Below are 25,721 nucleotides of genomic sequence, written 5' to 3' on the forward strand. Positions count from 1 at the left end.
GTCCCATACGGGGGACTCACCCGTTCCCGACCTGTGCGAAGACGGCGAGCAGTGCCCGGAGCCGGGGCGCGGCGGCGAGTTCCTCCAGCGGCACCGGCCGGCCCTCGCCGTCGGCGATCGGCAACCGCCAGTTCGGGTACTGGTCCCAGGTCCCCGGCAGGTTCTGCGGGCGCCGGTCGCCGACGCCGTCCGGGAGCCAGACGCCGATCAGGCGGGCCGGGGTGCGCAGCAGGAAGCGGTGGACGGCCCGGATCTCCTCCTCCTCGTCCGAGCCGGGCGGTCCGGCGGCCGTCAGGTCCAGCAGCCCGAGGCTGCCCAGCAGGGCGAGCCACTCGGCGGCGTCGGCGACGGCCTCGGCGCGTTCCTCGGCGGCCGGGCGGGTGAGCAGGCCGAGGCGGTCGCGCAGGTCGACGTGGTCGCCGGTGAGCCGGGCGGCGGTGGGCGGCAGGTCGTGGGTGGTGGCGGTGGCCAGGCAGTCGGCGCGCCAGCGGTCGGGCGGCAGCGGGTGGCCGTCGCCCTCCCAGTCGCGTTCGAACCACAGCACCGAGGTGCCGAGCACCCCGCGCCGCGCGAGCGTCTCGCGCACGCCGGGCTCGACCGTGCCCAGGTCCTCGCCGATGACGACGGCGCCGGCCCGGGTGGCCTCCAGGGCCAGGATCGCGAGCATGGCCTCGGCGTCGTAGCGGACGTAGGTGCCCTCGGTGGGTGCGCTGCCCTGGGGGACCCACCAGAGCCGGAACAGGCCCATGACGTGGTCGATGCGCAGGGCCCCGGCGTAGCGGAAGAGGGCGCGCAGGAGCTCGCGGTAGGGCGCGTACCCGGTCGCGGCGAGCCGGTCGGGGCGCCAGGGCGGCAGGCCCCAGTCCTGACCGCGGGCGTTGAAGGCGTCCGGCGGGGCGCCGATGGACGTGCCGGCGGCGAACACGTCCTGCTGGGCCCAGGCGTCGGCGCCGACGGGATGCACGCCGACGGCGAGGTCGTGCACGATCCCGACGGGCATGCCGGCCTCGCGGGCGGCGCGCTGGGCGGCGCGCAGCTGGCCGTCGGTGAGCCAGGCGAGGCGGGCGTGGAAGTCGACCCGGTCGGCGAGGTCGGCGCGGGCACGGGCGGTGCCGGCCGAACGGGGGTCGCGCAGGTCATCGGGCCAGCGGTGCCAGTCGGGGCCGTGGATCTCGGCGAGGGCGTACCAGGTGGCGTGGTCGTCGAGGGCCTGGCCGTGGGCGGCGCGGAAGTCGTCGTAGGCGGCGCGGCGGCCGGGGTCCAGGGGGACGGCCAGGACCAGTTCCAACGCCTCACGTTTGACCTCCCACACCGCGTCCCGGTCGATGAGGGCGCCCTTGTCGAGGACGGCGGTGCGCAGCCGCCCGGCCCGCTCCAGCAGGGTGCCCAGCCGTTCGCGGTCCTCGACGTACGCGAACTCGCGGACCGCCTCGATCCGCAGATGCACGGGGTCGGGGAAGCGGCGGGAGGACGGCCGGTACGGGGAGGGGTCGGTGGGGACGCCGGGTACGGCCGCGTGCAGCGGGTTGACCTGGACGAAGCCGGCGCCGGCGGTGCGTGCGGCCCAGTCGGCCAGCTCGGTGAGGTCCCCCAGGTCGCCCATGCCCCAGGAGCGGCGGGAGAGCAGCGAGTACAGCTGGACGAGGAGGCCATAGGAACGGCCGGGCGGGGCGGGCAGCCGGTCGGGGGCGACGACGAGGTGGGCGTGGCCGGTGCGGCCGTCGGGGGTGACGGCGGTCACCTGGTGCACGCCGAGCGGCAGGCCCTCGGCCTCCTCCCGCTCCTCGCCCTCCTCCGTCCCGACCCGCAGGCGGGTGCCGGGCGGCAGCGCGGCGAGGGCGGCGGGGCCCCCCGGGTCGCCCGCCCAGTGCACGAGGGTCGGCGGCAGCAGAAGCTCGCGCAGTTCGCGTTCGCGTGCGCCGAGCGCGGTGCGTACGACGCCGGGGCCGCTCGCGTCGACACCGAGGGCGGCCAGGGCGGCGACCACCGCGGAGGCGGGGACGGCGACGGTACGGCCCGGGGCGGGGCTGTAGGAGGTGGCGACCCCGTGCAGCTCGGCGAGCCGGGACAGGTCCTCGTCCTCGAGCGCCGCCGTCATCTACAACCCCGTACCGAAGGCGCCGGACTCGTACGACCCCGTGGCGTAGGCGTCGGGCTCGTACGGCGCCGTGCCGTAGGCGTCGGACTCGCTGGTCAGCGGGGTGGTGTCGGCGAGCGGCGGCTCGCTGGTCAGGGGTTCGGCGTCGGGCAGTGGCGGCTCGCTGGTCAGCGGGGCCTGGGCGCAGGCGCTCTCCGCGCTGAAGACGCACAGCGACGCCGCGTGGGTCGTGGCGGACGGATCCGCCTCGGGTTTCCACTGGGCCGGGATCGAGAGTCGAGCCGGTGCGGGCACGCGTGCCTCCTTCGGGCCGGCCGAACGAGTCGGCCGGATGGTGCGGCTTTGAACGGGTTACGGCAGGCCTACCCCGTGACGGCGTGCGCACTCCAGCCGACCTGGCGGCACTCCGGCCGACCGCCTCGACCGGCATCGACCTGACGGCCGTCGCGATCCTCGTCTCCCTCGCGATCACGCTCTCCGGCCTCGCCGTCGGCACCGCCGAGTCGGTGGCCAGTCGCCGCCGCGGCCTGGCCGCGCAGGTCGCCTCCGGGGTGCCCCGGGCGGTGCTCGGCCGGGCGCTGTTGCTGGAGACGGCGCTGCCGCTGGCCCCGGCGGTAGTGCTGGCGGGCGCCGGCGGCATGACGATCGGCGTCTGGTACGCCTCGCTGACCGGGGGCCGGCTCGGCCGGACCGTGCCGTACGCCGCGCTGCTGGTGCCGGTGGGTGTGTACGCCTGCTGCCTGCTGGCGGCGGCCGCCTCGCTGCCCCTGCTGCGCCGCGCGGCGCACCCCGGGGAGCTGCGGTACACCTGACCCTCACGGCTCCGGGGGCTGCCCGGTGCGCGTGAGCCGGCCGGCTCCGGGGGCGCAGGGGACTCCCGGAACCGGCTCGCGCCCTCGGCACGGCGGGTACGCGAAGGCCCGGATCGCCGTCAGGCAGAGATGCCGTCGATCCGGGCCATGGCGTCGTCCGCGCCGTACGGCTGCAAGTAGGGCAACCAGCGCGGGTCCCTGTGCCCCGTGCCGATGATGCGCCAGGCCAGCCCCGACGGCGGAGCCGGTTTGTGTCGCAGCCGCCACCCCAGCTCGACGAGGTGACGGTCGGCCTTCACGTGGTTGCAGCGGCGGCAGGAGGCCACCACGTTGTCCCAGACGTGCTTGCCCCCGCGGCTGCGCGGGATGACGTGGTCGACGCTGGTTGCGACGCCACCGCAGTACATGCACCGGCCCCCGTCGCGCGCGAAGAGCGCTCGGCGGGTGAGAGGAACGGGCCCCCGGTAGGGAACCCGCACGAATCGCTTGAGCCGGACCACGCTGGGTGCGGGGACTGTGACGGTTGCGCTGTGCATATAGGCGCCGGATTCCTCGAGGGAGACGGCCTTGTTCTCCAGGACGAGGACGAGCGCGCGGCGGAGCGGTACGACGCCGAGCGGCTCGTACGACGCGTTGAGGACCAGGACATGCGGCACGGGTGCCTCCTTGGGCGTCGGCGGCGCGTGGCTCGCGCCGGGACGATCTGCAGTCAGTCTCCCCTCATGCCTGGTGGAAGCGCCACCATGTCCCGGTAACGGGCTGGGAGTGTTTTCGACCACACCCGATACATCCCCCGGATCATGGCCTGTTCAAGCCAGGGTGAGTCCCGTCTCTCCTGTGCGTCTCCTTGGCGGATCCGCGCGGGAGACACACAATGCCCCGTTAGTGTGGTGATCCTGTCCGTCCGGTGACCTTTTCGTGACCTTGAAGACCTTGACCGCCTTGCCGGCCGGACCGCGCAGCACCTTGGAGGTACCTGCCGTGTCGTCCTTGCCCGCCGTCCTCCTGGCCGCCGGAGCGTCGCCGACCCCGTCCCCCTCTCCGTCCGGCTCGACGGAGCCCGCCGTGCCCTCGCTCCAGGACGCCCAGGAGAGCGCGACGAACGCGGCGAGCTGGGTCGAGCAGAACTGGTCGACATGGCTCGCGATGGGTCTGCAGATCCTGCTGATCCTGGTGGTCGCGGTCGCGCTGCGCGCGGCGGTACGGCGGGCGATCACCAAGCTGATAGACCGCATGGGGCGCACCGCCGAGGCCGTGAACGGCACGGCGCTGGGCGGGCTGCTGGTCAACGCCGAGCGGCGGCGGCAGCGCTCGCAGGCGATCGGCTCGGTGCTGCGCTCGGTGGCGAGCTTCCTGATCCTCGGTACGGCCGCGCTGATGGTGCTGTCCACCTTCAAGATCAACCTGGCGCCGCTGCTGGCGTCGGCCGGTGTGGCCGGTGTGGCGATCGGTTTCGGCGCCCGCAACCTGGTCACCGACTTCCTCTCCGGTGTGTTCATGATCCTGGAGGACCAGTACGGCGTCGGTGACGTGATCGACGCGGGCGTGGCCACCGGCGAGGTGATCGAGGTCGGGCTGCGCGTGACCAAGCTGCGCGGTTCCGACGGCGAGATCTGGTACGTCCGCAACGGCGAGGTCAAGCGGATCGGCAACCTCTCCCAGGGCTGGGCGACGGCCGGCGTCGACGTGACGGTGAGGGCGAGCGAGGACCTGGACCGGGTCAAGGCCACGCTGGACGACGTCGCCGAGCACCTGAGCAAGGAGGAGCCCTGGAACGAGCTGCTGTGGGGCCCGGTCGAGGTGCTCGGCCTGGACTCGGTACTGATCGACTCCATGGTGGTCCGCGTCTCGGCCAAGACCATGCCGGGCAAGGCGCTGACGGTCGAACGCGAGCTGCGCTGGCGCATCAAGCGTGCCTTCGATGCGGCGAGCATCCGCATCGTGGGCGGCGCGACGTCGGTCGAGGACGCGGAGGACACCCCGGACCCGACGGCGGCCGTGGCGGCGCCGTCGGTCTTCGCCAACGCGGACTCGCCGCAGGCGGCGGCGACGGCACCGATCGCCGCGCAGCGGCCGACGCCTCCGGGCAAGTAGCGAGCGGAACGGTTTCAGCACACTCGTTCGAGTGAACAGGTGGGGCATTCCGGCGCGCGATGCGCTGGGGTGCCCCATCGTTCTGCCGGGGCGCCCAGCGTGGGCTTAGCCTGGCATCACCGTGGCGAGGAGAAGCGATGAGCGCCGAACCGATCATGGAGCCGGTCATGACGCAGGTGGACCCCATCGACCTGTTGAGTGCGATCGAAGAGGCAGCGCCGATGCCGATTCGACCGGAGTACGTCGAGGGGACGGTCATCGTGCCGCCGCAACCGAACGACAACCACAACCACGGTGCCGGGGAGCTGTTCTACCAGTTCCGGGCAGGCGGGTTCCATCTCATGGGCTTCGGCAACGCTTATCGCGCCGCCCATGAGGACGGCAGGACCATGGCCCTGATCATTCCGGACTTCTATGTCCGCCGCCGTCGGCCGACCGAACTCGACGAGTCGTATCGGAAGGCCCACAAGGGCTGGTACCCCATCGACATGATCGCGCTGGTCGGCGAGGTCACCTCCACCAACCACGAGACCGACACCGGCCCCAAGTTCCGCACCTACGCCGCCGCCGGGGTCCCCGTCTACGTTCTCATCGACCGCCACTCCAAGACGGCCCACTGCTACACGGCCCCCGTCCTCCCCGGCGACGACCCCACCGAGGCGTACTACGACATGGACACCAAGGTCAGCCTCGGCGAACCGCTCCCCCTCCCGGCGCCGTACCCCACCCTCGACACCACCCCCTTCCTCACCGACTGACCAGCCGCACTATCTGGCACAGCGCGACGAACGCGCTCGCCCTGCGCAGCCCCAGGCCGGTCGTCAGGTTCTCGTCGGCGTCGATCCTCCCGGGCCTCTCCCGACGCGGAGTCGAAGGCGGTGCCGCTGACGGATCGCCGGCCGCGGAACGGGCGCCGGCGGAGTGGATCTCTTCGCCGCTCAGCACGTCCCACGCGCGCTCGCAGGAGGCCGGTGCCGCGAGCACGGCGGTGCAGGGCGCCGTACGCGTAGACGCATCGACGGCCGGGGCGCCTGCCCGGCGGGCGGATCAAAGATCACCAGCCTGTGGACAGGCTGTACAGGCCCGCGAGATAACGACTCTGCAGCCCCCGCGCCCTTGTCTATTGACGCCCCCTTCGTCCTGGGCTTACGTTCCTCCCACCCCAATAGGAAAGTTTCCTAACAGTGATCAAGACTGGACCTCCGGTCAAGGTCACTGCGAAGCTGGGCGGCTGGAAAGGCAGGTGTCGACCATGGCAGGAACCGCCGGTACGCCGGGCACCCCGCGTGTACTGCGCGCCATGAACGACCGCACCGCCCTGGACCTCCTGCTGGAGCACGGGCCGCTGTCGCGCACCCGGATCGGGAAGCTCACCGGCCTGTCCAAGCCCACCGCCTCGCAGCTGCTGGCCCGCCTGGAGGCGGCCGGACTGGTCCGGGTCACCGGCACCAGCGAGGGCCGGCCGGGCCCGAACGCCCAGTTGTACGCCGTCAACCCCACGGCCGCGCACGCCGCCGGGCTCGACGTCACCCCCACCCGCATCCGCGCCGCCGTCGCCGACATCACCGGCCGGACGGTGGGTGAGTACGAGCTGCCCACCCCCGGGCGGCGGCCCGCCCACCCGGTCGTCCAGCAGGTCGCCGACGCGCTCGACGGCGCCGTCAAGGCCGCCGGGCTCGCCCGGTCCGACGTGCACCGGCTGGTCATCGGCACCCCGGGCGCCTTCGACCCCAACACCGGCCGGCTGCGCTACGCCTCCCACCTGCCCGGCTGGCACTCGCCCACCCTGCTGGACGAGCTCGCCGCCGCCCTGCCGATGCCGGTGGAGTACGAGAACGACGTCAACCTCGTCGCCCTCGCCGAACAGCGGCTCGGGGCGGCCAAGGGCCACGCGGACTTCGTGCTGCTGTGGAACCAGGAAGGCCTCGGCGCCGCCCTCGTCCTCGGCGGCCGGCTGCACCGCGGCTGGACCGGCGGCGCCGGCGAGGTCGGCTTCCTGCCGGTGCCGGGCACGCCCCTGGTCCGGCAGGTGACCAAGGCCAACAGCGGTGGCTACCAGGAACTGGCCGGTTCCCAGGCCGTACCGAAGCTCGCCCGGGAGCTCGGCATCGAGGACGTGCCGCCGGGGTCGTACACCGAGGTCGCCGCCGAACTCGTGGCCCGGGGCGCCGACCACACCACCGGTCCCTACCGCGAGCTGCTGCGGAGCTACGCGACCCGGCTCGCCACCGGTCTGGCCTCGCTCGTCTCCGTGCTCGACCCCGAACTCGTCGTCCTCAGCGGTTCCGCGCTGACGGCCGGCGGCGAGGGACTGCGCGCCCTCGTCCAGGCCGAGCTGGAGGAGCTGGCCGCGGCCCGCCCCCGGCTGGTCGTCGGTGACGTCCACGAACACCCCGTACTGCGCGGCGCGTTGGAGTCCGCGCTCGTGACCACCCGCGACGAGGTCTTCGACACCTCGCGCTAGGCCCCCTCCTCACCCACCCCGTCCCGCTGGGAGACCTCGCCATGCCCGAAGTCGTACCCTCAGTTGCCCGAAAAGCGGCTTTTGCCGTTACCGCCTCCCTGACCCTCCTCGTCACCGCCTGTACCGGACAGTCCGGCTCCGGCGCCACGGACGACGCCTCGAAGGACACGACGATCAACTTCTGGCACGCCTGGAGCGCGCCGAACGAGGTCAAGGCCGTCAAGTCCCTGGTCGCCGGCTTCGAGAAGGCGCACCCCAACATCCACGTGAACATCGTCGGCAACATGACCGACGACAAGATCAACCAGGCGCTGCGGTCGGGAGGCGACAAGGCACCGGACGTGATCTCCTCGTTCACGACCAACAACGTGGGCAAGTTCTGTTCCTCGGGCGCCCTGGTCGACCTCAACCCCTTCTTCAAGAAGTCGGGCGTCGATCCGGCGACGACGTTCCCGAAGACCATGAACGAGTACACCCAGTTCGACGGCAACCGCTGTACGGTGCCGCTGCTCGGTGACGCGTACGGGCTCTACTACAACAAGACGGCGTTCCAGAAGGCCGGGATCGCGAATCCGCCGAAGACGTGGTCCGAGTTCGAGGCCGACGCCAAGAAGCTGACCACCCCCCAGGGCGACGGTTACAAGCAGCTCGGGTTCATGCCGGACTACCACGGCTGGGAGTCCACCACCGAGCACTACTTCGCCCAGTTCTCCCCGACGTACTTCGACAAGGACGGCACGTCGGACGTCGCCAAGGACCCGGCGTTCCAGAAGGGCTTCGAACTCCAGAAGCGGCTCGTGGACGAACTCGGCGGATTCCAGAAGCTGGAGAAGTTCCGGGCGACGCTCGGTGACGAGTGGGGCCCCAAGCACCCCTTCCACACCGGTCAGGTCGCCATGCAGCTCGACGGCGAGTGGCGGCTCGGGATGGCCGAGCAGGCCAAGCCGAAGTTCGGGATCGGGGTCGCCCCCCTGCCCGTGCCCGACGACCAGGTGAGCCAGTACGGCAAGGGCTACATCACCGGTACCATCGCGGGCATCGCCGCCGCCAGCCACAAGCAGAACGCGGCCTGGGAGTTCGTCAAGTACATCACCACGGACACGGACGCGGTGGTCGGCTTCGCCAACGACATCCACAACGTGCCGTCCACACTGGCCGCGCTGAAGTCCCCGAAGCTGAAGTACGACCCGCGCTTCAAGACGTTCCTGGACATCGCCGCCGACCCGAACTCCGCCACGACTCCCGCCTCCATCAACGGCGGGCAGTACCTGGTGACGATCCAGCAGTTCGGGTACGACTACGAAAGCGGCAAGGTCACCGATCTGAAGGCCGGTCTGCGGAAGACCGCGGCGCAGATCGACACGGACATCGCGCAGGCGAAGTAGCGATGAGCGCGCTCACCCTTGCGTCCAAGCGCCGGCGGGCGGCCCTGAGGACCGCCGCCTTCATGTCGCCCTGGCTGATCGGTTTCGCGGTCTTCTTCGCGTACCCGCTGATCTCGACGGTCTACTTCTCCTTCATGCACTACGACGGCTTCCGGCCGCCGACGTGGAGCGGGGGGAAGAACTGGGCGTATGTCTTCGAGCACTACCCGCTGTTCTGGCCGGCCCTGCGCAACACCCTCTGGCTCGTCCTGGTCATGGTGACCCTCAGGGTCGTCTTCGGCCTGGGCGTCGGCCTGCTCATCACCAAGATCAAGGCCGCCACGGGTGTCTTCCGCACCCTCTTCTACCTGCCGTACCTCGCCCCGCCGGTCGCCGCGACCATGGCCTTCGCCTTCCTGCTCAACCCTGGTACCGGCCCGGTCAACTCCCTCCTGGAGAAGACCGGCATCCCGGCGCCGGGCTGGTTCAACGACCCGAGCTGGTCCAAGCCGGCCCTGACCCTGCTGGCGCTGTGGGGCGTCGGCGACCTGATGGTCATCTTCATGGCCGCGCTGCTCGACGTGCCGACCGAGCAGTACGAGGCGGCCGAGCTGGACGGCGCGTCGGCCTGGCAGCGCTTCCGGTACGTCACCCTGCCGAACATCTCCCCGATCGTGATGTTCGCCGTGGTCACCGGCGTGATCCAGACCATGCAGTACTACACCCAGCCGCTGATCGCCGGGAAGGTCGCCTCCGGAGTGATCCAGGGCGCGGGCACCCAGTTCGAGCCCGGCTACCCGGACAAGTCCACGCTCACCCTCCCCCAGCTCGTCTACAACCTCGGCTTCCAGCGCTTCGACTACGGCTCGGCCTGCGTGGTGGCGCTGGTGCTGTTCGCCCTGTCCATGGTGTTCACCGGGTTCCTGATGCGGCGCCGGGGCGGTCTCATCCAGGCAGGTGACTGACCATGACCCAAGTACTGGACAAGCCCGTGGAGTTGAGCGCCGGTGCCACACCCGCCGAGCGCACCGCCCGGCGCAGGGCACTGCTGGAATGGATCGGCGTCCACTCCCTCGGTGTCGCCGCCGCGCTGTTCTTCACACTGCCGTTCGTGTTCGTGTTCCTGACCTCGCTGATGAGCGACACCCAGGCGCTCAGCCGCGATCTGATCCCGCACACCTGGGAGTGGGGCAACTACAGGAAGGTCTTCGACACGCCCGGGTTCCTGACCTGGTGGAGGAACACGCTGGTCTACGCCGGCCTCGGCACCGTGCTGACGGTGGTGTCATCCGTCCCGGTGGCGTACGCGCTCGCCAAGTTCCGCTTCCGGGGCCGCAACCTGTCCCTCATGCTGGTGATCTCGATGATGATGCTGCCCCCGCAGGTGGTCATCATCCCGATGTACCTGTTCTGGGCGAAGCAGCTGGACCTGTCCGGCACGCTGTGGCCGCTGATCGTCCCGATGGCGTTCGGCGACGCCTTCTCCATCTTCCTGCTGCGCCAGTTCCTCATGACGATCCCGAACGAGTACCTGGACGCCGCGAAGGTCGACGGCTGCGGTGACCTGCGCACCCTCCTGCGGGTCGTGCTGCCCATGGCGAAGCCCGGCATCGCCGCCGTGGCCCTCTTCCAGTTCTTCTACGCCTGGAACGACTACTTCGGGCCGCAGATCTACGCGTCCGAGAACCCCGGCGCCTGGACCCTGTCCTACGGCCTGGAGTCCTTCAAGGGCGCCCACCACACCGACTGGAACCTCACGATGGCCGCGACCGTGCTGGTCATGGCCCCCGTGATCCTCGTGTTCTTCTTCGCCCAGAAGGCGTTCGTCGAAGGCGTCACCCTCACCGGAGTAAAGGGTTGATCCATCCATGAAACTCACCGTGGTCGGCGGAGGCTCGACCTACACCCCCGAACTCATCGACGGCTTCGCGCGCCTGAGGGACACCCTGCCCATCGAGGAGCTCGTCCTCGTGGACCCGGCCGCCGAACGCCTGGAGCTGGTGGGCGGCCTGGCCCGCCGCATCTTCGCCAGGCAGGGTCACCCCGGCCGGATCGTCACCACCGCCGACCTGGACGCGGGAGCCGACGGCGCCGACGCCGTCCTGCTCCAGCTGCGCGTGGGCGGTCAGGCGGCCCGTGAGCAGGACGAGACCTGGCCGCTGGAGTGCGGCTGCGTCGGCCAGGAGACCACGGGCGCGGGCGGGCTGGCGAAGGCCCTGCGCACGGTCCCGGTCGTCCTCGACATCGCCGAACGGGTCCGCCGTGCCAACCCGCGCGCCTGGATCATCGACTTCACCAACCCGGTGGGCATCGTCACCCGCGCCCTGCTCCGGGCCGGGCACCGCGCGGTCGGGCTGTGCAACGTGGCGATCGGCTTCCAGCGGAAGTTCGCCGGCCTGCTCGGGGTGAGTCCGGCGGACGTCCACCTCGCGCACGTGGGCCTCAACCACCTCACCTGGGAGACGGCCGTGCGGCTGGGCGGCCCGGAGGGCGAGAACGTCCTGCCCAAGCTGCTGGCCGAACACGGCGAGGCGATCGCCGCAGACCTCCGCCTGCCCCGTCCCCTCCTGGACCGCCTGGGTGTGGTCCCCTCCTACTACCTGCGCTACTACTACGCCCACGACGAGGTCGTACGGGACCTGCGCGGCAAACCGTCCCGGGCCGCGGAAGTCGCCGCCATGGAACGGGAGTTGCTGACGATGTACGGCGACCCGGCCCTGGCCGAGAAGCCGGCGCTGCTGGCCAGGCGGGGCGGGGCGTACTACTCGGAGGCGGCCGTGGACCTCGCGGCGGCCCTGCTGGGCGGGGGAGGCAGCCCGTACCAGGTGGTGAACGCGTTCAACCGGGGCACGCTGCCGTTCCTGCCCGACGACGCGGTGATCGAGGTCCAGGCGGCGGTCGGCCCGACCGGCGCCGCCCCGCTGCCGGTACCGGAGCCGGACCCCCTGTTCTCCGGTCTGATCGCGAACGTGACGGCGTACGAGGACCTGGCCCTGGAGGCGGCGCTGCACGGCGGCCGGGACCGCGTCTTCCGCGCCCTGCTCGCCCATCCGCTGATCGGCCAGTACGCGTACGCCGAAGCCCTCACCGACCAGCTGATCGCACACAACCGGGAGCACCTCGCGTGGGCCTGACCGCACCTGATTCCGGCAGCGTCCTTGCGATTGACGCGGGCAACAGCAAGACCGACGTGGCCGTGGTCACCGCCGCCGGGGAGGTGCTGGCCACGGCCCGCGGCGGCGGGTTCCGTCCACCAGTGGTGGGGGTGACGGCGGCGCTGGACGCGCTGGCCAAACCGGTCGCGCGCGCCTTCGCGGACGCCGGCGTCGCCTCCGTCTCCCATGTCTCGGCCTGCCTGGCCAACGCCGATCTCCCCGTCGAGGAGGAGCAGCTGGGGACGGCGCTCCAGGCGCGCGGCTGGGGCGGGTCGGTGGAGGTCCGCAACGACACCTTCGCGATCCTGCGGGCCGGCGTCGCCGAGCCGCGCGGGGTGGCCGTGGTGTGCGGGGCGGGCATCAACTGCGTCGGCATGCGCCCCGACGGCCGTACCGCGCGCTTCCCGGCCATCGGCCGTATCTCCGGTGACTGGGGCGGCGGTTGGGGGCTGGCGGAGGAGGCGCTGTGGTACGCGGCCCGCGCGGAGGACGGCCGGGGCGGGACGACGGCCCTGGCCCGCTCTCTCCCGGCCCACTTCGGCCTGCCGTCCATGTACGCGCTCATCGAGGCCCTGCACCTGGAGCAGATCGACCACGACCGCCGGCACGAGCTGACGCCGGTGCTCTTCGCGACGGCCGCCGAGGGCGACCCGACGGCCCGCTCGATCGTCGCCCGGCTCGCGGAGGAGGTGACGGCGATGGCCGCGGTGGCGCTGACCCGCCTGGACCTGCTCGACGAGGAGACGCCGGTGCTGCTCGGCGGCAGCGTCCTGACGGCCGGTCACGCCCTGCTGGACGACGGCATCCGCGACCGGCTGGCCGCCCGCGCCCCCAAGGCCGACGTCCGCGTGGTCACGGCGAGCCCGGTCCTCGGCGCGGCCCTGCTGGGCCTGGACCGGCTGGGGGCGGCCCCAGAGGCACGGGAGCGGGCGCGGGGGTACTGGGACCAGTCCTGAGGACCGCGGCTCGTCCGGCCGACAAGGACGGCGGGGCCTCTTCCAGCTCCGCGTCCACCGCCCGCGCCCTCCGGGACCGGCCACGCCCGGACCGGCCCCGCCCGGACCGCGCCCGCCACCCGGCCTCTGCTCCGTCCTGAAGCCCCGTCCGTTCCCGAAGCCCGCCCCCTCCCCGCCCCCGGGGGAACCGATCCGCCCTGACCCGCGTGTTCATCTGCAGGGGGTGGTGCGCCGGGCGCAGCGCGCCGTCGGGCACACTGCGATCCGATCAAGATCCAGTGAAGGCCGGTGCGGATGTCGGTGCCGGCGGTGATACTTGGCGGCGAACGGATGACCATGGGGGAGGTCGAGTGACACACCCGCCGAAGAGCGCAGCACCACCCGTGGCGGGCCCCGGTGTGCCCGCCGCCCCCGGCATCCCCCCTCAGTCCGGCCGGCCGGCGCCCGGGCCCGCCTCGGCGACCCGCCGGACCGCGTTCGCCGAGGGCGTCGAGCGGTTGCGTGCCGCGGCGACCACCGAGCCGGGGCGGCTGCGGATCATCGGGGCCGTACTGGCGTTGCTGGTCGTGGCGTTCGGCGCGGTCACCGCCTGGCAGGCCGGTGAGCGGGCGGCCGCCGCCGACGACGTGCTGCACCGCAGTCAGCCGCTCAGTTCGGGCGCGGCCGGCATCTACCGCTCGCTGGCCGACGCCAACACGGCGGCGTCCAGCGGCTTCCTGGCCGGCGGGCAGGAGACGGCCGCCTCCCGGGACCGGTACGAGAAGGACATCAGTACGGCCGCCGCCGGCCTGGTGACGGCCGCGGCGAACGCCGAGCCGGGCTCGGCCTCCGAGGCGACGATCACCAGGCTGAACAAGCTGCTGCCCGAGTACAAGGGGCTCATCGAGCGGGCGCGGACCTACAACCGGCAGGGCTATCCGGTCGGCGGCGCGTACCTGCGGTACGCCAACGAGAAGATGCAGAAGGAGATGCTCCCGGCGGCGGAGGATCTCTACACCAAGGAGAACCAGCGGCTCGACGCGGACTACGGCCACGCCACGCCGTATCCGTGGATCGCCATCGCGCTCGGTGTGCTCGCGCTGGCCGGCCTCGGCTGGGCCCAGCACCGCACCTACCGGCGCACCAACCGCGTCCTCAACCACGGCCTGGTCGCCGCCTCCGCCGCCACCACGGTCGCCCTGCTGTGGCTCGTCGTCGGGCACGCGGTGGCCCGCACGGAGCTGAACGGCTCCTACGACCACGGCATCCGCTCGCTGACCGTCCTCGACGACGCCCGGATCGCCTCCCTGAAGGCGCGCGGCAACGAGAACCTGAGCCTGGTGGCGCGCGGCGCCGAGACCATCACGGTCGACGGCAAGCCGTACGACGCCTACTACTACGACTTCGACAAGGACATGGCCCACCTCGGCACGGGCCTGGCCCGGGCGTCGAAGCTCGCCGCCGACCAGGGCGGCACCACACCGGTGAAGGCGGCCGAGAGCAACATGGCGGTGTGGAAGCAGCGCCACGCCGCGGCCCGCGCCGAGGACGAGAACGGCAACTACCAGCAGGCGCTGGACAAGGTCATCGGTGCCAAGGGCGCCACCGGCGAGTGCTTCGACAGTGTCGACCGCAATCTCGCCCGGGCCATCGACCACGAGCAGACCGAGTTCCAGCGGGCCGCCGGTGACGGGCGGGACGCCATGACCGGGCTGCCGGTGGGCGCGGCCGTGCTCGCGGTGCTCGGGGCGGCCGGTGCCGTGTTCGGCATCGGGCGCAGACTTTCGGAGTACCGGTGACAGGAGGCATGACGATGTACGCGGCGCGTGTACGAGCCTCCCTGCGGGGCTGGGGCGGGGTCGGCGCGATGGCGGTGCTGTGCGCGCTGGCACTGGCGTTCGTCCTGCTGCTGCCGTGCACCCAGCGGGCACCGGACCACCGTCCGGACCGGGGCGGTCAGGCCGTCGCCAACGGTGTGCAGGCCCGCGCCGACGACTGCAAGGACTCCGAGGCGCAGAAGCAGACGCTGTCGCCGTCCGGCGCCGACGGGCCGACGATCGACGCGATCAAGGCGCGTACGGGCGCCAAGCGCAAGCTGGTCGTCGGCGTGGACCAGAACAGCTACCACTGGGGCTACCGCAACCCGAACACCCAGGGCGCGGAGCTGGAGGGCTTCGACATCGACCTGGTGCACCGGATAGCGCAGGACATCCTCGGCGACCCGGACGCGGTGCAGTTCAAGGCGATCCCGACCAGCCAGCGGATCTCCGCGATCCAGGACGGGCGGGTCGACATGGTGGTGCGGACCATGACGATCACCTGTGACCGGCTCTCCCAGGTGGCGTTCTCCGCGCCCTACTTCAAGACCGGCCAGCAGGTCCTCGCCCCCAAGTCCTCGTCCGTCACGGGCTACAACGCCACCCTGGCGCACAAGAAGGTCTGCACCGCAGCCGGTTCGACGGCGTACACCAAGCTGGACGCCGACCGGAAGGACGGCACCCTGCCCTCCTCCACGGACATCTCCACGACCGTCCCGAACCAGCTGGACTGCCTGGTCAGGCTGCAACTCGGCGAGGTGGACGCGGTGGTGACCGACGGCGCCCTGGCAGCCAGCCAGGCCGCGCAGGACCCGACCGTCGAGCTCAAGGGCGGGGCGTTCACGACCGAGTACTACGGCGTGGCGATGAAGAAGGACGCCTCCGATCTGGTACGCCGGGTCAATCGCATTCTGGTGGACTACCGCGGCGGCGGCTGGCAGGAGTCGTACGACAAGTGGCTGTCGGCGACACTGGGGAAGGACGCGTCGGCGTCCAAGCCGCCCGCGCCGCAGTACCTGCGCACGAGCTGAGCCACATCCGACCGGAACACTTGACAGCAGCGAGAGGTGATCGATGGGCGTCACGGACCCCGCCGGGCCGGTGATGGACCGGGACGAGGTGGACCGTGCGCTGGCGCGGCTCGGCCAGGAGCACGAGGCGATCGAGACCTCGCTGCTGGCGTTGCAGGACCACGCGGGCCGCAGACTCCTGGAGGGCGCCGAGCTGACCGGGGTGACCCGGGAGCGCTGGCAGGCCACCGAGGACCGGATCACCCGGCTGTGGGCGTACTTCGACGCCTACGCCGCCGCGCTGCGCTCCGCCCGCGAGATCCGTGCCCGGCGCCGCTGGTCCAGCCGTGAGGACCTGGTGGAGCTGACGGACCTACTGCGCGGCGAGTCCGTCACCGTGGCCGGCGGCGGCACGCTCAGCGAGTCCTTCTCGCTGACCACGCTGGTCGACCGGATGAACGAGCTGTACGCGACGAGCCTGGACCTGGTCGTCGCCGCCGACGCGGTGTGGTCGGCGCTGCCCGCGCGGATCGATTTACTCGCCGCGGAACTCCAGCGCACCCGCAAGCTCGCGCACTCCGTCGGCGTGCGCCCCGGCGAGCATCCCTCCGGAGACGACCTGGAGCGGATCACGCGCACGCTGACCAAGCTGCGCGAGGACGTCGTCCGCGACCCGCTGGCCTTCTGGGTGCCGGCCGAGGGCAGTTCGGCGCCCGGCGGCGGCCGCCCGGACACCACGGTGTACGACCGTGAGGCGCGCGCCCTGGAGGACGTGCGCCGGGAGATCGACGCCGTGCTGACGGTCCGGCAGGACGCCGAGGCGCGGCTGATCCGGCTGCGGGACGTCCTCTCCCGCGCCGACCGCACCCTCGCCGAGGCCCGCACCGCGCGCGGCGAGGTGCTGGCGAAGATCGCGGCCACCGAGGTGCCCGTGGTCAGCGGCCCGCCGACCGTGCTCCACGAGCAGCTGGCGGCGGCGGCCGAGTACCGCAGGCAGGCCCAGTGGCACCGGCTCTCCCCGCTCCTCGAGTCCCTGGAGCGCAAGGCGGAGGACGAACTGCTGCGCGCCCGCGAGTCGTTGACCGCGGTCACCGCGCCGCTCGCGGTCCGCGCCGAGCTGCGCGGCCGGCTCGACGCGTACCGGGCGAAGGTCGCCCGGCACGGGCTCGCGGAGGACCCGTTCCTGGTCGAGCGGTACGACGCGGCCCGGCGGATGCTGTGGAGCGCGCCCTGCGACCTGCGGGTCGCGGAACAGGCCGTGCTGCGCTACCAGCAGCTGGCGAGCGAGCTGCTCGGGGGCGCGGGCGCGCCGCAGGACCGTAAGGGGGACCAGTCATGAGCCAGCCGGGGCAGAGCTGCCAGCGACCGGGCTGCGAGGGGTCGTACGAGGACGTCGGCGGCGGCGAGCTGTACTGCGACACCTGCGGCCTCGCCCCGGTGGTGTCGGCGAACGGGCTGGTCGGTTCGCCGGCGACCGGGGTGACCAGGGGCGCGGCGGACAGCGGCAGTTCGCGCAGCAGCTCGCGGACGTCCTCGCAGTCGTCGAAGTCGCGCCGTTCGGTGTCCGGACGGCTCTCGCGGTCGCTGTCGGGCCGCTCCAGCGGGCGTTCGGTGTCGGTGCGCAGCTCCGGCTCCTCCTCCGGCACCTCCACGCGCGGCCGGCTCGGCGCCGGTCTGGTGCACGTGCCTCAGGTGCCGCGGCCCGACCCGCGCGCGATGGTGCTGCAGAACCCGGAGGTGCCGGAGCGGAAGCGGTTCTGCTCCCGCTCGGACTGCGGGGCGCCGGTCGGGCGGGCGCGAGGTGACCGTCCCGGCCGCACGGAAGGTTTCTGCACCAAGTGCGGGCACCCGTACTCCTTCGTGCCCAAACTGAAGGCCGGGGACGTGGTGCACGGCCAGTACGAGGTCGCGGGATGCCTCGCGCACGGCGGGCTCGGCTGGATCTACCTCGCCGTGGACCGGGCCGTGTCCGACCGCTGGGTCGTGCTCAAGGGCCTGCTGGACACCGGCGACCAGGACGCGATGGCCGCCGCGATCTCCGAGCGGCGCTTCCTCGCGGAGATCGAGCACGCCAACATCGTGCGGATCTACAACTTCGTCGAGCACCTCGACCAGCGCACCGGCTCCCTCGACGGCTACATCGTCATGGAGTACGTCGGCGGCAAGTCGCTCAAGGAGATCGCCAACGCCCGGCGTACGCAGGAGGGCCGGCGCGATCCGCTGCCGGTGGAGCAGGCGTGCGCGTACGGCATCGAGGCCCTGGAGGCCCTCGGCCACCTGCACAGCCGCAACCTCCTGTACTGCGACTTCAAGGTCGACAACGCCATCCAGACCGAGGACCAGCTCAAGCTGATCGACATGGGCGCCGTGCGCCGCATGGACGACGACGAGTCGGCGATCTACGGCACGGTCGGCTACCAGGCGCCCGAGGTCGCCGAGGCCGGGCCGTCGGTGGCGAGCGACCTGTACACGGTGGGCCGCACGCTCGCGGTGCTCACGTTCGACTTCCAGGGCTACACGAACGTCTACGTGGACTCCCTGCCCGACCCCGACACCATCGACGTCTTCCGCCGCTACGAGTCCTTCTACCGGCTGCTCGTGCGCGCCACCGACCCCGATCCGGCCCGTCGGTTCGCCTCCGCGCAGGAGATGGCCGAGCAGCTGACCGGTGTGCTCAGGGAGGTCGTCTCGCTGCAGACGGGGCAGCCGCGGCCCGCCCTGTCGACGCTGTTCGGCCCCGAAGTGAAGGTCGCCGACCGGGAGTTGTTCCCCCGGCTGGACGCGGACGTGTCCCGGCTGGGCGCCCGGACGGTACTGCGCCGCAAGGGGAAAGGCACCGCGGCACCGGGACCGCTCGCCGGACCCGCAGCTGGTGTGCCCGCGCAGGGTGCGGGGCCGGCACCCGCTGCGCCTGCGTCAGGGGCGCACGGACCCGCCGCCGGCGTACCCGTGACCGGGACGGCGGCCGGCGTGCTCGCAGCGGGGGCCGCGGGACCTGGCGCGGTGATGGGCGCGAGGGCGGGGGCCGCCGGAGACGAAGCCGGTGTGCCCGCTCAGGGCGCCGTCGGTGCCGCGGCCGGCCCGTACGCGCCCGCGTCGTCCGCCCTCGTCAAGCCCGTCGACACCCCGGCCACCGCGCTCGCCCTGCCGGTGCCGCTCGTCGATCCGAACGACCCCGACGCCGGTTTCCTGGCCGGCCTGCTGGCCTCCGCCCCGGCCGAACTGATCAGCGCGCTCGACGCGGCGCCCACCCGGACGGTGGAGACCCGGCTGCGGCAGATCCGCGCCCGGCTGGAGAGCGGCGACCACCAGTCGGCGCTGATGAGCCTCGCCAAGCTCGACGAGGAGCGGCCCGACGACTGGCGGGTGGTGTGGTACCGGGGCGTGGCCGCCCTGGTCACCGGCGACTTCGAGAACGCCGCGCTCGCCTTCGACGCGATCTACGACGCCTTCCCCGGCGAGGCCGCGCCGAAGCTGGCGCTCGGTCTGTGCGCGGAGGTGCTGGGCCAGTTGGACAACGCGGCCGAGTACTACCACCTGGTGTGGGCGACCGACCCCAGCTTCGTGAGCGCCGCCTTCGGGCTCGCCCGGGTGCAGCTCGCGGCCGGGAACCGGCACGGGTCCGTGCGGACCCTGGAGTCGGTGCCGGAGTCCTCCATCCACTACACGGCCGCCCGGGTCGCCGCCGTCCGGGCGCGGCTCAGACAGCGCACCGCGACCGCCGGTGACGTACCGTTCCTGGACGACCTGACGGCCGCCGCCGGGCAGGTCGAGGCCCTGGACGCGTACGGCCTGGACCCGGCGCGGCGCGAGGAGTTGTCCGCGGAGGTGCTCGGCTGTGCGCTGGACTGGATACTCTCCGGAGGTCAGGGCAACCAGCCCGCGGGCGGCGGACGGGTGCTGCTGGGCAGCGGTCTGGACGAGCGGGGCCTCCGCTTCGGCCTGGAGCGCGCCTACCGCACGCTGGCCCGGCTGGCGCCCGGCGGCGAGGAGAGGATCGAACTGGTGGAACGGGCCAACCGTTACCGCCCCCGGACGTGGGTGTAGTTGATGTCGCAGATGCCCCAGCAGGCCGCACTGCCGAAGTGCCCGAGCTGCGCGGAGCCCGTGGAGCCGGGCGACCTCTACTGCGGAGCGTGCGGGTACGACCTCTCTGTCGTACCCGAGCCGCCGCAGGACCATCCGACGCTCACCATGACCGGCCCACCCGGCCAGGGCCCGGAGGGCGTCGCCTGGCCCGCCCCCGAGCCGGAGAGTTCCTCCGCCCCGCCCGCCGTGCATCTGCCGGCCGACCTGCCCGGCACGGACTCCGGCGGCTCGCCGCTGCACGGGGGCGAGCCGCGCCCGGCCCCGCACGGCGGCGAGCCCGACGGCCGGGGCACCGAGTCGGCGGCCGGTTCCGGGGTGCGCTTCGACCGCCCCGCGGAGCCCGAGGAGTACCCGTTGCAGGCGCCCGACCCGCGGGTGGCCGAGACCGTCACCGTGCCGGAGGAGCCCGCGCAGCTGTGCGTGGCCTGCCGGGCCGGCCGGGTGGACAGCGACGGCTACTGCGAGAACTGCGGGCACGCCCAGCCCCGCGAACGCGACCACATGGAGCGGGAGTCGGGCCCGGTGGCCGCCGTCAGCGACCGGGGCCTGCGCCACCACCGCAACGAGGACGCCTTCTCCGTCGGCCACACCACGCTGCCCGACGGCACCCCGGCCACCCTCGCCGTCGTCTGCGACGGCGTGTCCTCCGCGACCCGCCCCGACGAGGCGTCGAGCGCCGCCTCGCAGGCGGCCGGTGACGCGCTGCTGACCGCCCTGCCGCGCGGCACGCATCCGCAGACGGCCATGCACGAGGCGATCGTCGCCGCCGCGCAGGCCGTCAACGCGCTCGCCGAGGAGCCCGCCGCGGCCCGCGAGCACGCCCCGCACCAGAACGCCCCGGCCTGCACGATCGTCGGCGCGGTGGTCACCTCCGGGCTGCTGGTCGTCGGCTGGGTCGGCGACAGCCGCGTCTACTGGGTGCCGGACGACCGCGGCGCGCCCGCGGCCCGGCTGACCGAGGACGACTCCTGGGCCGCCCAGATGGTCGCCGCCGGCCTGATGAGCGAGGCCGAGGCGTACGCCGACGAGCGTGCCCACGCGATCACCGGCTGGCTCGGCGCGGACGCCTACGAACTGGACCCGCACACCGCGTCGTTCAAGCCGGACCGGTCCGGTGTCGTGGTCGTGTGCACCGACGGCCTGTGGAACTACGCCGAGACGGCCGAGGAGATGTCCGAGATCGTGCCGGGGGACGCGGCCGAGCGTCCGCTGCACACCGCCCGGGTCCTGGTCGGCCACGCCCTGGACGGCGGGGGCCACGACAACGTAACAGTGGCCGTCGTGCCGTTCCCGGTGCCGTCGCAGGGGGCAGGATCGGCCTGAGGCCTCGGGCCGGAGGGGACCGGCCCGTTCACAGCCATCGCCCTGCTTCGGCACGGCGGTGAAGGGGGATTTGAGTACGCATGGCCAATTTCGCGAAGTCGTATGTGCCGCAGTTCTCGATGGACGTCTACCAGAACGAGTACCTGCCGGAGGGCGGGCGCGAGGTGAACGCCATCGTCACCGTGACGGCGACCGGCGGCGGCACCACCGGCGGTGCCGCGGCTCCGGTGTACGCACAGGGCCGGGGACCGTCCGCGGCGGTGGCGATCATGGTCGACTGCTCCGGCTCCATGGACTACCCGCCGGACAAGATGCGGGGCGCCCGGGACGCCACGGCCGCCGCGATCGACGCCGTGCGCGACGGCACGCACTTCGCGGTGGTCGGCGGCACGCACGTGGCCAAGGAGGTCTATCCGGGCGGTGGGCGGCTCGCGCTCGCCGACACCACCACCCGCGAACAGGCCAAGCAGGCGCTACGCCGGCTCAGCCCGGGCGGCGGCACGGCCATCGGCACCTGGCTGCGGCTCGCCGACCGGCTGCTGGACTCGGCGGACGTCGCCATCCGGCACGGCATCCTGCTCACCGACGGCCGCAACGAGCACGAGTCGCCGGAGGACCTGCGGGCGACGCTCGAGGCGTGTGCCGGACGGTTCACCTGTGACGCGCGGGGCGTGGGCACCGACTGGGAAGTGAAAGAAGTCACAGGGATCGCCTCCGCGCTGCTCGGCACCGCCGACATCGTCGCCGATCCGTCCGGGCTCGCCGCCGACTTCACGCGGATGATGGAGACGGCGATGGGCAAGGAGGTCGCCGACGTCGCACTGCGGGTGTGGACGCCGGTCGGCACGACCATCCGCTACGTCAAGCAAGTGGCACCCACCGTCGAGGACTTGACCACCCGCCGGACCGAGGCCGGACCGCGCGCAGGGGACTATCCGACCGGTTCCTGGGGTGACGAGTCCCGCGACTACCACCTGTGCGTTCAGGTCCCGGCGGCCGGCCTCGGCCAGGAGATGCTCGCCGCGCGGGTCTCCCTGGTCGTGCCGCAATCGGACGGATCCGCACAGAACCTCGGCGCTCAGGGGCTCGTACGGGCGGTGTGGACCGACGACATGGTGGCCTCCACCTCGATCAGCCCCCAAGTCGCCCACTACACCGGGCAGGCCGAACTGGCCCAGGCCATCCAACAAGGGCTGGATCTTCGCAAAGCGGGCGATTTCGATGGAGCAACGGCCAAACTGGGGCGTGCTGTTCAGCTCGCGAATGCCTCAGGGAACGCCGATACTGCGAAACTGCTTGCGAAGGTGGTGGACGTGGTCGACGCCGCGACAGGTACTGTGCGTTTGAAGACGAAGGTCACGGAGGCGGATGAGATGACTCTGGAGACCCGGTCCACAAAGACTGTTCGTGTAAAGAAGTGACCCTGGAAGCGTAGGAGAAGGGGAAGCACCGACATGCCGACCTGCCCGAACGGACACCAGTCGGGTTCCGACGACTGGTGCGAGGTCTGCGGTCACCGCATGGCCGGTGCCGTACCTCCGCCCCCGCCGCCGCCCCCGCCCGCGGGTGGCTACGGCTTTCCGCCGCCCGGCGGTCCGGGCGGCCGGCCCGGCGCACGCCCGCCGGCCGCGTCGGCCCCGGAACCGGAGCTGTGCCCGCAGTGCCGTACGCCCCGCGAGGGCGGCGCGCCCTTCTGCGAGGAGTGCCGGTGGAACTTCCTGACCAACACGGCGACCTCGTACACCCCGGCCGCGCCGCGTTCTCCGCAGCCGCGGTTCCAGCCGCCGAGCGCGACGTACGGCGGCAACGACGGGTACGAGTACCAGGGCTCGCGGCCCTCGCAGGTGAACCGGCCCGCCGAGCCGATCCCGTCCTTCGGCAGCGAGCCCTCGGGCCCGACGCCGTTCGCCGGTGAGCGCGGCCCGTCCGGCCCGCCGACCTCCCCCGGCCCGTCCGGCTTCGGCGGCGGGCAGGGTCCGGGTCCGGGCTCCGGTGGTCCTTCCGGCTTCGGCGGTGGCCCCGGCCAAGGTCCCGGCGGTCCCTCCGGCTTCGGCGGCGGACCGGGGCAGGGGCCCGGCCAGGGGCAGGGTGGTCCCGCCGGCCCGCCGCCCTTCGGTCGTGAGCCCTCGGGCCCCGGTGGCGGCGCCCACCCCGGCGCGCCCGGTCCCGGCGGCTTCGGCGGCGACCCCTCGCGTCCGGTCCCGCCGCCGCCCGGGCCGGCCCCGCAGTCCGGTCCCGGCGGTGCCCCGCAGGCGTATCAGCAGCCCGGCCCGCCCGCGCCGCCCGTGTTCCCCGGCGAGACCGGCCGCCCGCCCGCGGGCGGTCCGCCCTCCGGCGGCCCCTCCTTCGGCGGCGCTGACGACGACTGGGTGATCTCCCCGCCGTCGTCCGCCGGCCCCTCCGGAACCCCCGGCGGCGGGTACGGATATCCGCAGCCCGGCGCCACCCAGGCCCCGCCCGGCGGCCCCGGCTTCCCGCAGCAGCGGGCCACCTGGACGGCGACCATCGGCCCGGACCGCGACTACTTCATGGCGATGATGCAGCGCTCCGGTCCCGAGGCCGCGGGTCTGAACCTGCCCGCGTACTCGCCCGAGCAGCAGCGCACGCTCAGCGGCAACCAGATCACCATCGGCCGCCGCCGGCACTCCACCGGCGACACCCCCGACATCGACCTGGCGGTGCCGCCGGAGGACCCGGGCGTCTCGCACCAGCACGCGGTGCTGGTGCAGCAGCCCGACGGCAGCTGGGCGGTCGTGGACCAGAACTCGACCAACGGCACCACGGTCAACATGTCCGAGGAACCGATCCAGCCGTTCGTGCCGGTGCCGCTGCAGGACGGCGACCGGGTGCACGTGGGTGCCTGGACGACGATCACCGTCCGCCGGTCCTGACGGCGCTCACGGGAGGGGCCAGGCGTACGGCCCCTCCGGCTCGTCCAGCCACGCCCAGGCGTGCTCACCGCCGACCGTGACGCCGTACCGTTCCCGCTCCGGCATGCCCTCGCGCTCCCACAGGGCGTAGGCCTCCCGCGGATCGAGGGTGCCCCGGGTCAGCGCGAGCAGGAAGCGGAACGACTCCTGCTCGCGGGCGCGGCCCGGCAGCCCGGCGAGCGACACGCCCTCGGGCCCCGGCCTGCGCTCGCCGCGCAGCGGTACGAAGTAGGCGGCCGTGGACAGGAAACGGCCCTCGGCGTGTGCCGTGTCCCGGACCGCGAGCGCGAGCAGCCCGGTGGCCAGCGGGGTCAGGATCCGGGCGCCGGGGCGGCACTGGGCGAGCCAGGCGCGCGGGACCGTGGGCAGTTCGCAGGTGGCGACGATCCGGTCGAACGGGGCGCGTTCGGGCACTCCGCGCGCGCCGTCGCCGGTGACGACGGCCGGGTGGAATCCGGCCGCCTCCAGGTGCCGGCGTGCCGATTCGGTGATCTCCGGTTCCAGGTCGATGGTGGTGACGAGGTCGTCGTCGCCGAGCCGCCGGGCGAGCAGGGCCGCGTTGTAGCCGGTGCCGGCGCCCACCTCCAGGACCCGGTTGCCGTCCTCGACGTCCAGCGCGACCAGCATCCGTGCCATCAGGGAGGGCTGGCTGCTGGAGGAGACCAGCTCGCCGTCGCGCAGCCGGGTGGCCAGCGGCGCGTCCGCGTAGGCGCCGCGCACCCAGCGCTCGCGGGCCTCGCGGTCGGGGCTCTCGCCCCAGCGGCGCTCGTAGCCGCGCGGCCCGGCGACGTAGTAGTACGGCACGAACAGGTGCCGGGGCACCGTCGCGAAGGCCTCCCGCCACACCGGGTCCCCGGCCAGGGCCCCCTCGGCGTCGATCTCCCGCACCAGCGTCTCCCGCGCGGCGGTGGCCAGGCGGTCGGTCTCGGCGTCGTAGGCACCCATGCGTCCACAGTAGGGGCGCCCCGGACCGCGGGGTCCTAAGCCTGGAGTCCTGGGTCACCCGGTCTGAGACCATGGACACGTACTGCAATTCCCGGGGACGACCCCCGGACCCCCGGCCGCACAGCCTCGGGGTGGACCGGCGTATAGAAGTGAGGCAACCCAACGTGACCGAGATTCGCCGCGGCACGCTTCAGGAGCAGACCTTCTACGAGCAGGTCGGCGGGGAGGAGACCTTCCGCCGCCTCGTCCACCGGTTCTACGAGGGAGTCGCCGAGGACCCGTTCCTGCGGGCGATGTACCCGGAGGAGGACCTGGGCCCGGCCGAGGAGCGGCTGGCCCTGTTCCTGATGCAGTACTGGGGCGGCCCCACCACCTACAGCGAGAACCGCGGCCACCCCCGGCTGCGGATGCGGCACGCCCCGTTCACCGTGGACCGGGCGGCGCACGACGCCTGGCTGCGGCACATGCGGGTGGCCGTGGACGAACTCGGGCTGTCCGAGGAACACGAGACGACGCTGTGGAACTACCTGACGTACGCGGCCGCCTCGATGATCAACACCCCGGACTGACGAACAGCCGTCACTGAACGCCGGATTCCGGGCGCGCCCGGCCGGATTCCGGTCACGATCCGGTATAGACCGCTCGACAACCGCTTACCCCCGGCCGGTCCGCTCTGTCAGCATCA

20 protein-coding genes and 1 pseudogene are annotated in these 25,721 nt (G+C 72.7%); 17 read left to right on the top strand and 4 right to left on the bottom strand.

The annotated features are described in order from the left end of the window. Nucleotides 1–16: 16 nt before the first annotated feature. Together malQ and AB0D93_RS12790 are read right to left on the bottom strand one after the other, a co-directional pair. Nucleotides 17–2,098 carry a 4-alpha-glucanotransferase gene (malQ, locus tag AB0D93_RS12785; RefSeq protein ID WP_362117601.1) on the bottom strand — a complete coding sequence of 694 codons (2,082 nt, stop codon included), beginning with the start codon at nucleotides 2,096–2,098 and terminating at the stop codon, nucleotides 17–19. Beyond that, nucleotides 2,099–2,311, bottom strand: a complete 213-nt coding sequence (locus AB0D93_RS12790; RefSeq protein ID WP_362118197.1) for a hypothetical protein — start codon at nucleotides 2,309–2,311, stop codon at nucleotides 2,099–2,101. Between the two features lie 206 nt (nucleotides 2,312–2,517). On the opposite strand from AB0D93_RS12790, the pseudogene AB0D93_RS12795 reads away from it, so the two are divergent. Then, nucleotides 2,518–2,910 (top strand): annotated as a pseudogene (locus tag AB0D93_RS12795) (ABC transporter permease); the annotation flags it as partial. Nucleotides 2,911–3,029: 119 nt separating this feature from the next. Here the strand turns inward: AB0D93_RS12795 and AB0D93_RS12800 are convergent. Further along, nucleotides 3,030–3,566 (bottom strand): HNH endonuclease, encoded by a 537-nt coding sequence (locus tag AB0D93_RS12800; RefSeq protein WP_228625160.1) that lies wholly within the window; start codon nucleotides 3,564–3,566, stop codon nucleotides 3,030–3,032. A 325-nt stretch (nucleotides 3,567–3,891) separates the two neighbouring features. On the opposite strand from AB0D93_RS12800, the gene AB0D93_RS12805 reads away from it, so the two are divergent. From AB0D93_RS12805 to AB0D93_RS12875, 15 genes are all read left to right on the top strand, one after another. Further along, on the top strand, nucleotides 3,892–5,004 hold the full coding sequence (locus tag AB0D93_RS12805) for a mechanosensitive ion channel family protein (protein WP_362117606.1): 1,113 nt from the start codon (nucleotides 3,892–3,894) through the stop codon (nucleotides 5,002–5,004). Between the two features lie 137 nt (nucleotides 5,005–5,141). Beyond that, entirely contained in the window at nucleotides 5,142–5,762 is a 621-nt protein-coding gene (locus AB0D93_RS12810) for a Uma2 family endonuclease (protein WP_362117609.1), read from the top strand. A 494-nt stretch (nucleotides 5,763–6,256) separates the two neighbouring features. Next, entirely contained in the window at nucleotides 6,257–7,468 is a 1,212-nt protein-coding gene (locus AB0D93_RS12815; protein WP_362117612.1) for an ROK family transcriptional regulator, read from the top strand. Between the two features lie 41 nt (nucleotides 7,469–7,509). Continuing rightward, the gene (locus AB0D93_RS12820) at nucleotides 7,510–8,853 is read left to right on the top strand and encodes an ABC transporter substrate-binding protein (protein WP_362117615.1); all 1,344 of its coding nucleotides are present in this window, start codon (nucleotides 7,510–7,512) and stop codon (nucleotides 8,851–8,853) included. 2 nt (nucleotides 8,854–8,855) lie between these two features. After that, a complete protein-coding gene (locus AB0D93_RS12825) occupies nucleotides 8,856–9,797 on the top strand; it encodes a sugar ABC transporter permease (RefSeq protein ID WP_362117618.1) in 942 nt (313 codons plus the stop codon). Nucleotides 9,798–9,799: 2 nt separating this feature from the next. Continuing rightward, the gene (locus AB0D93_RS12830) at nucleotides 9,800–10,693 is read left to right on the top strand and encodes a carbohydrate ABC transporter permease (RefSeq protein WP_362117622.1); all 894 of its coding nucleotides are present in this window, start codon (nucleotides 9,800–9,802) and stop codon (nucleotides 10,691–10,693) included. Between the two features lie 7 nt (nucleotides 10,694–10,700). Further along, the gene (locus AB0D93_RS12835; protein WP_362117625.1) at nucleotides 10,701–11,966 is read left to right on the top strand and encodes a 6-phospho-beta-glucosidase; all 1,266 of its coding nucleotides are present in this window, start codon (nucleotides 10,701–10,703) and stop codon (nucleotides 11,964–11,966) included. Further along, nucleotides 11,957–12,943 carry a BadF/BadG/BcrA/BcrD ATPase family protein gene (locus AB0D93_RS12840; RefSeq protein ID WP_362117628.1) on the top strand — a complete coding sequence of 329 codons (987 nt, stop codon included), beginning with the start codon at nucleotides 11,957–11,959 and terminating at the stop codon, nucleotides 12,941–12,943. Before AB0D93_RS12835 ends, AB0D93_RS12840 begins: the two co-directional genes overlap by 10 nt. Nucleotides 12,944–13,359: 416 nt before the next feature. Next, nucleotides 13,360–14,721 (top strand): hypothetical protein, encoded by a 1,362-nt coding sequence (locus AB0D93_RS12845; protein ID WP_362118200.1) that lies wholly within the window; start codon nucleotides 13,360–13,362, stop codon nucleotides 14,719–14,721. Nucleotides 14,722–14,735: 14 nt separating this feature from the next. Then, the gene (locus AB0D93_RS12850) at nucleotides 14,736–15,770 is read left to right on the top strand and encodes a glutamate ABC transporter substrate-binding protein (protein WP_362118203.1); all 1,035 of its coding nucleotides are present in this window, start codon (nucleotides 14,736–14,738) and stop codon (nucleotides 15,768–15,770) included. A 43-nt stretch (nucleotides 15,771–15,813) separates the two neighbouring features. Next, a complete protein-coding gene (locus AB0D93_RS12855; protein ID WP_362117631.1) occupies nucleotides 15,814–17,088 on the top strand; it encodes a hypothetical protein in 1,275 nt (424 codons plus the stop codon). Then, nucleotides 17,085–19,796 (top strand): tetratricopeptide repeat protein, encoded by a 2,712-nt coding sequence (locus AB0D93_RS12860; protein WP_362117634.1) that lies wholly within the window; start codon nucleotides 17,085–17,087, stop codon nucleotides 19,794–19,796. Before AB0D93_RS12855 ends, AB0D93_RS12860 begins: the two co-directional genes overlap by 4 nt. A gap of 3 nt (nucleotides 19,797–19,799) precedes the next feature. Beyond that, complete coding sequence (locus AB0D93_RS12865; RefSeq protein WP_362117637.1) at nucleotides 19,800–21,161, top strand: PP2C family serine/threonine-protein phosphatase; 1,362 nt, start codon at nucleotides 19,800–19,802, stop codon at nucleotides 21,159–21,161. Nucleotides 21,162–21,241: 80 nt separating this feature from the next. Next, nucleotides 21,242–22,582, top strand: coding sequence for a VWA domain-containing protein (locus AB0D93_RS12870; protein WP_362117640.1), 1,341 nt, complete (start codon nucleotides 21,242–21,244; stop codon nucleotides 22,580–22,582). 33 nt (nucleotides 22,583–22,615) lie between these two features. Next, nucleotides 22,616–24,052, top strand: coding sequence for an FHA domain-containing protein (locus AB0D93_RS12875; RefSeq protein ID WP_362117643.1), 1,437 nt, complete (start codon nucleotides 22,616–22,618; stop codon nucleotides 24,050–24,052). Between the two features lie 6 nt (nucleotides 24,053–24,058). On the opposite strand, the gene AB0D93_RS12880 is transcribed toward AB0D93_RS12875, so the two are convergent. Beyond that, entirely contained in the window at nucleotides 24,059–25,036 is a 978-nt protein-coding gene (locus AB0D93_RS12880; RefSeq protein WP_362117646.1) for a methyltransferase domain-containing protein, read from the bottom strand. A 164-nt stretch (nucleotides 25,037–25,200) separates the two neighbouring features. On the opposite strand from AB0D93_RS12880, the gene AB0D93_RS12885 reads away from it, so the two are divergent. Then, the gene (locus AB0D93_RS12885) at nucleotides 25,201–25,605 is read left to right on the top strand and encodes a globin (protein ID WP_362117649.1); all 405 of its coding nucleotides are present in this window, start codon (nucleotides 25,201–25,203) and stop codon (nucleotides 25,603–25,605) included. Nucleotides 25,606–25,721 lie beyond the last annotated feature (116 nt).

Source organism: Streptomyces sp. NPDC048191, from assembly GCF_040652655.1.
GTDB lineage: Bacteria > Actinomycetota > Actinomycetes > Streptomycetales > Streptomycetaceae > Streptomyces.

Coding starts and splice junctions, on each gene's coding strand:
- malQ (WP_362117601.1), bottom strand. CDS start 2,098: ATGACGGCGGCGCTCGAGGACGAGGACCTGTCCCGGCTCGCCGAGCTG.
- AB0D93_RS12810 (WP_362117609.1), top strand. CDS start 5,142: ATGAGCGCCGAACCGATCATGGAGCCGGTCATGACGCAGGTGGACCCC.
- AB0D93_RS12815 (WP_362117612.1), top strand. CDS start 6,257: ATGGCAGGAACCGCCGGTACGCCGGGCACCCCGCGTGTACTGCGCGCC.
- AB0D93_RS12820 (WP_362117615.1), top strand. CDS start 7,510: ATGCCCGAAGTCGTACCCTCAGTTGCCCGAAAAGCGGCTTTTGCCGTT.
- AB0D93_RS12825 (WP_362117618.1), top strand. CDS start 8,856: ATGAGCGCGCTCACCCTTGCGTCCAAGCGCCGGCGGGCGGCCCTGAGG.
- AB0D93_RS12830 (WP_362117622.1), top strand. CDS start 9,800: ATGACCCAAGTACTGGACAAGCCCGTGGAGTTGAGCGCCGGTGCCACA.
- AB0D93_RS12835 (WP_362117625.1), top strand. CDS start 10,701: ATGAAACTCACCGTGGTCGGCGGAGGCTCGACCTACACCCCCGAACTC.
- AB0D93_RS12850 (WP_362118203.1), top strand. CDS start 14,736: ATGTACGCGGCGCGTGTACGAGCCTCCCTGCGGGGCTGGGGCGGGGTC.
- AB0D93_RS12855 (WP_362117631.1), top strand. CDS start 15,814: ATGGGCGTCACGGACCCCGCCGGGCCGGTGATGGACCGGGACGAGGTG.
- AB0D93_RS12860 (WP_362117634.1), top strand. CDS start 17,085: ATGAGCCAGCCGGGGCAGAGCTGCCAGCGACCGGGCTGCGAGGGGTCG.
- AB0D93_RS12865 (WP_362117637.1), top strand. CDS start 19,800: ATGTCGCAGATGCCCCAGCAGGCCGCACTGCCGAAGTGCCCGAGCTGC.
- AB0D93_RS12870 (WP_362117640.1), top strand. CDS start 21,242: ATGGCCAATTTCGCGAAGTCGTATGTGCCGCAGTTCTCGATGGACGTC.
- AB0D93_RS12875 (WP_362117643.1), top strand. CDS start 22,616: ATGCCGACCTGCCCGAACGGACACCAGTCGGGTTCCGACGACTGGTGC.
- AB0D93_RS12880 (WP_362117646.1), bottom strand. CDS start 25,036: ATGGGTGCCTACGACGCCGAGACCGACCGCCTGGCCACCGCCGCGCGG.